Annotated in this window: 7 protein-coding genes; 6 read left to right on the forward strand and 1 reads right to left on the reverse strand. The window is 63.4% G+C overall.

Annotated features, from left to right (window positions below; all coding sequences use genetic code 11):
- Positions 1 to 36: 36 nt before the first annotated feature.
- The gene (locus HNP51_RS18265) at positions 37 to 2,562 is read left to right on the forward strand and encodes an AAA family ATPase (protein WP_221416010.1); all 2,526 of its coding nucleotides are present in this window, start codon (positions 37 to 39) and stop codon (positions 2,560 to 2,562) included.
- A 70-nt stretch (positions 2,563 to 2,632) separates the two neighbouring features.
- Here the strand turns inward: HNP51_RS18265 and HNP51_RS19045 are convergent, their stop codons facing one another.
- The gene (locus HNP51_RS19045) at positions 2,633 to 3,064 is read right to left on the reverse strand and encodes a hypothetical protein (RefSeq protein WP_221416008.1); all 432 of its coding nucleotides are present in this window, start codon (positions 3,062 to 3,064) and stop codon (positions 2,633 to 2,635) included.
- A 388-nt stretch (positions 3,065 to 3,452) separates the two neighbouring features.
- Between HNP51_RS19045 and HNP51_RS19050 the strand changes: the two genes are divergently transcribed.
- The 5 genes from HNP51_RS19050 to HNP51_RS18290 all read left to right on the forward strand — a co-directional run.
- On the forward strand, positions 3,453 to 3,770 hold the full coding sequence (locus tag HNP51_RS19050; RefSeq protein WP_221416009.1) for a sigma factor-like helix-turn-helix DNA-binding protein: 318 nt from the start codon (positions 3,453 to 3,455) through the stop codon (positions 3,768 to 3,770).
- Between the two features lie 27 nt (positions 3,771 to 3,797).
- A complete protein-coding gene (locus HNP51_RS18275) occupies positions 3,798 to 4,445 on the forward strand; it encodes an HdeD family acid-resistance protein (RefSeq protein WP_184274132.1) in 648 nt (215 codons plus the stop codon).
- 211 nt (positions 4,446 to 4,656) lie between these two features.
- Positions 4,657 to 5,277 carry a hypothetical protein gene (locus HNP51_RS18280; RefSeq protein ID WP_037094075.1) on the forward strand — a complete coding sequence of 207 codons (621 nt, stop codon included), beginning with the start codon at positions 4,657 to 4,659 and terminating at the stop codon, positions 5,275 to 5,277.
- A gap of 1 nt (position 5,278) precedes the next feature.
- Positions 5,279 to 5,818, forward strand: coding sequence for an NADH dehydrogenase ubiquinone Fe-S protein 4 (locus tag HNP51_RS18285; RefSeq protein ID WP_184274135.1), 540 nt, complete (start codon positions 5,279 to 5,281; stop codon positions 5,816 to 5,818).
- A gap of 56 nt (positions 5,819 to 5,874) precedes the next feature.
- Positions 5,875 to 5,993 (forward strand): transposase (locus tag HNP51_RS18290; protein ID WP_184274138.1); only part of this gene is annotated, 119 nt, incomplete at its 3' end.

Genomic DNA, 5,993 nt, shown 5'->3' on the forward strand with positions numbered 1-5,993 from the left:
GCAGCGTAGAACATCGTCGTCTCCCTTCATCTCGGACTGAGCCGAGCACTCTATGGGAGCTTGCCCCTTCGCAGGACCGCCCGATTACGCATGCTTCTGGCATTGACCTCGTCTGACGTCGTCAAGACGATCCTGGAAGAGTTCAAGGTCGATGTGGACGATCTGCGCCGCCAGATCGAGAAGGAAGCGAAGCGTGGAGACGCCAAGACGGAAGGCGAAATCGGTGTCAGCCCGCGTCTCAAGGACGCGCTGAACCGGGCCTTCATCGCCTCGAACGAGCTTGGCCATTCCTATGTCGGGCCGGAACATCTGCTGATCGGGCTCGCCGAAGAGGGCGAAGGCCTCGCGGCCGCGATGCTGCGCAAGCTGGGGTTGACGCCGCAGGCGCTGCGTCAGCAGGTGACGAAGGTGGTCGGCAAGGGAGCCGAGGAAGGCCGCGTCGAGACTCCGTCGAACACCCCCGATCTCGACCAGTTCAGCCGTGACCTGACGAAGCTCGCCCGCGAGGGCAAGCTCGATCCCGTCATCGGCCGCGCCCGCGAGATCGAGACGACGATCGAAGTGCTGGCCCGCCGGAAAAAGAACAACCCGGTGCTGATCGGCGAGCCCGGCGTGGGCAAGACCGCCATCGTCGAGGGACTTGCACAACGGATCGTCGCGGGCGAAGTGCCCGAGGCGCTGCGCGACAAGCGGCTGGTCGAGCTCAACATCAACTCGATGGTGGCCGGGTCGAAGTATCGCGGCGAGTTCGAGGAGCGAGTGCAGAAGATCCTCAAGGAGATCACCGAGGAGAAGGACAGCCTGGTCCTGTTCATCGACGAGATCCACACCATCGTCGGCGCCGGCCAGGGCGGCGGCGAAGGTGGTCTCGACATCGCCAACACCTTCAAGCCGGCGCTGGCGCGGGGGGAGCTGAACCTGATCGGTGCGACGACGCTCAACGAGTACCAGAAGTACATCGAGAAGGACGCGGCGCTCGAGCGACGGTTCCAACCGGTTTATGTCGAGGAACCCACGATAGCTCAGGTCATCATGATCCTGCGCGGCCTGCGCGACACGCTGGAGGCGCACCACAAGGTGACGATCACCGACGAGGCCATCGTCGCGGCGGCCGAGCTTTCTGATCGCTACATCACTGGCCGCTTCATGCCCGACAAGGCGATCGACCTGATCGATCAGGCAGCCGCACGGGTGAAGATCAGCGCCACAGCGCGCCCCGTGGACGTCCAGGAGCTGGAGGCCGAAGCCGCGCAGATCAGGCGCGAGCAGGACTATGCCGCAGCCCGCAAGCAATTCGACCGGGCAGCGGAACTGAAGAAGGAGCTGGAGCAGAAGCAGAAGGAGCTGGACGAGCTTCTGGAGATCTGGAAGCGCGATCAGGCTTCGGCGACCGCCGAGGTGCGCGCCGATCACGTCGCGCAGATCGTCTCCAAGATCACCGGCGTTCCGGTCACGGACCTGACCACCGAGGAGAAGGACAAGCTCCTCAAGCTCGAGGAGAAGCTGCACGAGCGCGTCATCGGCCAGGAAGAAGCGATCCGCGCCGTGGCCGATGCGGTGCGCCTGGCGCGTGCGGGTCTGCGCGAAGGTTCCGGTCCGACCGCGACCTTCCTGTTCCTCGGGCCGACCGGGGTTGGCAAGACGGAACTGGCCAAGACGCTCGCGGAGGTGATCTTCGGCGACCAGGATGCGCTGATCCGTATCGACATGTCGGAGTATGGCGAGCGCCACTCGGTTGCCCGGCTGGTTGGCGCACCTCCGGGCTACGTCGGGTACGACGAAGGCGGGCAGCTGACGGAGAAGGTGCGCCGTCGGCCCTACTCGGTCGTGCTCCTCGACGAGATCGAAAAGGCGCATCCCGATGTCTACAACATCCTGCTTCAGGTGTTCGACGATGGCCGCCTGACAGATGGCAAGGGCCGCGTGGTGGACTTCACTAACACCATCATCATCGCCACCTCGAACCTCGGTTCGGACATCATCCAGCGCAACCTCACGAAACGCGGCAGCAGGGAGTTCGACGAGGCCAAGCAGAAATCCGAACTGATGGAGGTGTTGCGCGGTCATTTCCGGCCAGAGTTCATCAACCGGATCGACGAGATCATCGTCTTCCATTCGCTGAATCAGTCGGAGATCCGCCAGATCGTCGAGTTGCAGCTCAACCGGGTGAAGCGGACCGCCCTTACCCAGGGCGTCGAACTCGAACTCGATGTGAGCGTCGTGGATCACTTCGGCGCGGTCGGCTTCCGTCCCGAATTCGGTGCCCGCGAGCTACGCCGGCTGATCCGGTCGGAGCTGGAGACCGAGTTGGCTCGCGAATTGCTCTCGGGGCGGATCGAGGATGGCGACAAGGTCCGCGTCGCCTGGTCAGCGGACGAACAGAAGGTCGTGTTCGAAAAGATCGCAAGGGACACCGGTGAAGACAGCCCGGACGATCCGGCCCAAGCCGGGATCGGCGAGTCCAGCGCAGTTGCCGAAAACAAGGCGGACGCTCCGACGCCCGATGTCCCAGTCGACGCCAATGATAAGGAGCAGTCCAAGGGCGATAAGTCTACCGGATGACGTCGTGAAGGACTGGCCGGCGCGATGACGGTCGCGCCGGCTCATTTCGTCAAAAAAGCGACAAGCAAGGTCATACGGCATGGAAGTCATCAGAGCATTTCGCAATCTCGACCGGCACGGCCAACAGTGCGCGCCTGAGGTCATCGAGGAAGAGGTGCGGCAACTTGAACCGCATCTTGTACGCTTCCGCGAGGATCTCGTCCGGCTCGAAGTCGTCGCCACCCAGACGAGCGGCAAGACGCGCATCGAGGTCAGCCTGCGCCTGCAACTGCCCTCGGGCGTGATCGCGGCACAGGAAGAGGGGTTCAAGATCGAGCCTGTCCTGCGCAAGGCCTTTGCCGACCTGCGCCAGCGGGTTGACCGGCATGTGGCGCGCCTCAAGCACGAGCCTGAATACAAGCGTCCCGCCCGCCGGCGCCGGATCGGCGCCCCGCTGCCGTCCGCGCGGGATGCGGCGGAAGCGGACCGGCGCCAACTCTTCTTCGACCTGATCGAGGATCATCTCGATACGGTCTACGATACCGTCAGGCGCGAGTTGACCTATCTCGAGTGTAGCGGGTCTGTGCCGGCTGGCTACCTGAGCGTTGGCGATATCGTCGATGCGACGATCCTCAACGGGCTCAACCGCTTCGAGCGGCGGCCGACCGAATTCTCCGTCCGGGACTGGCTGACGCAGCTGGCCTTCGAGACCGTCGAGGCCGAGGCGCAGGCTGCGCGCCGCGCGGTGCCCGAGGATGCCGCCTCGATCTACGTAGCGCCCGAGGCGCCTGCCGGGGAGCCTACCGAGTCTGATGAGGAGATGTTCGAGTTCTACCAGCCCGACGACGTGCTGCTGCTCGAGGAACTCGTCGCCGACGACGGCGGCACGGATCCTGAGACCGAAATGAGCCGTGACGCTGCACCGGGCAATCGCCGATCTTCCGTCGGTCGAACGCCGCGTTCTCTATCGGCTCCACCTAGACGACGCCACGCTTGCGGAGACGGCGGACCTCCTCGGCCTTTCCGAAGCAGAGGTCGAAGAAATCGCCGAGAAGGCGGGCGAGACACTGCGCAGAAAGCTTGTCGAAGCGGGGTTGATCAGCGAGGCATCGGGGCGCGCGCCCATCGAACGGGAAATTGCCCTGACGCAGCGCCTGCCCCAGCCAGTCGAGTACCGGCGCCGCGTGGCTGCCGCGCTCGCCGGCGCGGAGACAAACGCAGAAAACTGAGTTGAAACAGGAACAGGAGATGGACCAATGAGAACAGCCTATGAAAACCCGACCGACAAGATGCCAGACATGCTGTGCAGCCTGTCCCGGAATTGGTGGGCATTCGTGTTGCGCGGCGTGCTCGCATTGATCATCGCGGTGCTGGCCTTCGTCATGCCTGCGGAATCGCTTCTGGCGCTCACGCTGGTCTTCGGCGCGTTCGCCTTTGCCGACGGCGTGTTCGGCCTCGTCGCCGCGATACGTAACATCCGCAAGGGCAAACGCTGGGGCTGGCTGATGTTCAGCGGCCTCCTGGGGATCGCCACCGGCGTCGTCGTGGTTGTCTCGCCCTTTGTCGCGACGCTCGTGCTTGCGACATTCCTCTGGGCCAGCATCGCATTCTGGTCCGTGTTCTCCGGCGTCCTGGAAATCGTGGCAGCGATTCGCCTGCGCAAGGAAATCAACGGCGAAATCTGGCTGATCCTGAGCGGCCTTCTCTCGGTCGTTCTCGGTGTCGTCGTGACCTGGATGCTGCTGACGCGCCCGGTCGAAAGCTTCCTCGCGCTCGGCTGGCTGATCGGCTTCTACGCCGCGGTCTTCGGGGTGATGATGATCCTCCTCGGGCTACGGCTTCGCAAGGCGGATCGTTCGGACGGTGCGGCCTTCGATGACGCTCCCCCATCGGCAAAGGCGTGAGGTGCCCTGTGGTGGATGACGGGCGACTTGCCGGCGAGGAGCACGATTTCACCCGATGGGACGAAACGATCTTCGACCGTTGCCTGAGTACCGGCTTCAATCCGTTCGGCAGCGGTCCGACGCCAATCTTCCCGCGGCACCGGGACGCAGAGGCGCCGGACGCCGATGCAAAGCCGTGCATGCCAACTGACACCGAAAATGCGGGGTGCTGATGTCGAACCGCCTGCCTGACTTGGCATTTGCTGCTGCGGCCGCTGCCTTGGGCATCGGAATCGTTTTCGTTTTTCGTTCGATGTATCTTGCCGAAGACATACTGCCTTTCGCGCAGGAGATGACGCTCATCTTCCTCGGCGCTGTCGTGACGATCATTCTGACCGCGGCGCTTCTCAATCGCCAGACCGATCTCGAGCTTCGCAAGGAAGGAAGGGTCATCATCCTCCAGCAGCAATGCGACATTTACATGGCCTGTATCGAGAAGGTCGCAGAGATCGTGGAAACCGCAAGGCACGATGCGAAGCTGATCGATGAACTGCGTGTTCTCAGCCACAAGCTGGCTGTGGTCGCGAGTGCAGGGGTCGTGTCCAGCTTCGAGCAGGTACTGGAGAGCTTGCAGTCCGGTTTTGCTGACGGCACGCTCTCGGACGGGGACGGAGAGGGCGTGATGAATGCCGTCGCCGATCTCACGATAGCGATGCGGTCGGACGTCCTGCACGCTGCTGCCTTTCCTTCGCAGAACACCGAACGCGCCGTTCGCCTGAATTCGAGGCGAATGGAAAAACTCGACGATCTCGAACGTCACCTTCTCGTATCCACCGACACCCGGGAGAACTGATATGCGCGGCCATAATCGCCCACCATTCCCGCCGAAAATTCCCGGAACCGATCAGCCATCCTGGGACGTGCCGACGGCAATCATCTACCGTCCTGCCCGTTCCGCGATGACATCGGCGCCTCGGCCCAACTACTGGGTTCTCGAGTTCGAGCCGTCCCGGCCGCCGCAGATCGAGCCGCTGATGGGATACACGTCCAGCGGCGATCCCTATCGTCCGATTCGGCTGAAGTTTCCGGATCGCGACAGCGCCGTGGACTTCGCAGAGCGGCAGGACTGGCATTATGTCGTGCGCGAGGACGCTGGGGGAGCCCGGATGGCGAACCCTTGGGCGGGTGAGACGCGCCACCGGCTGCACAGGGGCGTCGATGCCCCGGGAGCCTTCCGGGCCCCCTTCCGCCCCGATCGCGGCCTCTCAAGAGGCGTCCAGCATGAGAGCACGGCCAACCCGTCTACCAGCGACACGGAGATTTTCGATCCGGTCCTCGAAGCCTCGCTCGAATCCTTCCCCGCCTCTGATCCTCCGGCGTGGACGGTGACGTGACCCCCTGAAACTCCTCCAGGAATAGCTAGAGTCCGCCCTAACGAAGGACGGACAGAATGAAGCGATCAAGGTTCACGGACGAGCAGATCATCGGGATTCTGCGGGAGCAGGAGGCCGGTGTGACGACGGCGGAGGTGTGTCGGCGTCACGGGGTCAGCTCGGCGACCTTTTACAA

The sequence above is a fragment of the Brevundimonas bullata genome (genome assembly GCF_014207965.1).
Classification (GTDB): Bacteria; Pseudomonadota; Alphaproteobacteria; order Caulobacterales; family Caulobacteraceae; genus Brevundimonas; species Brevundimonas bullata_A.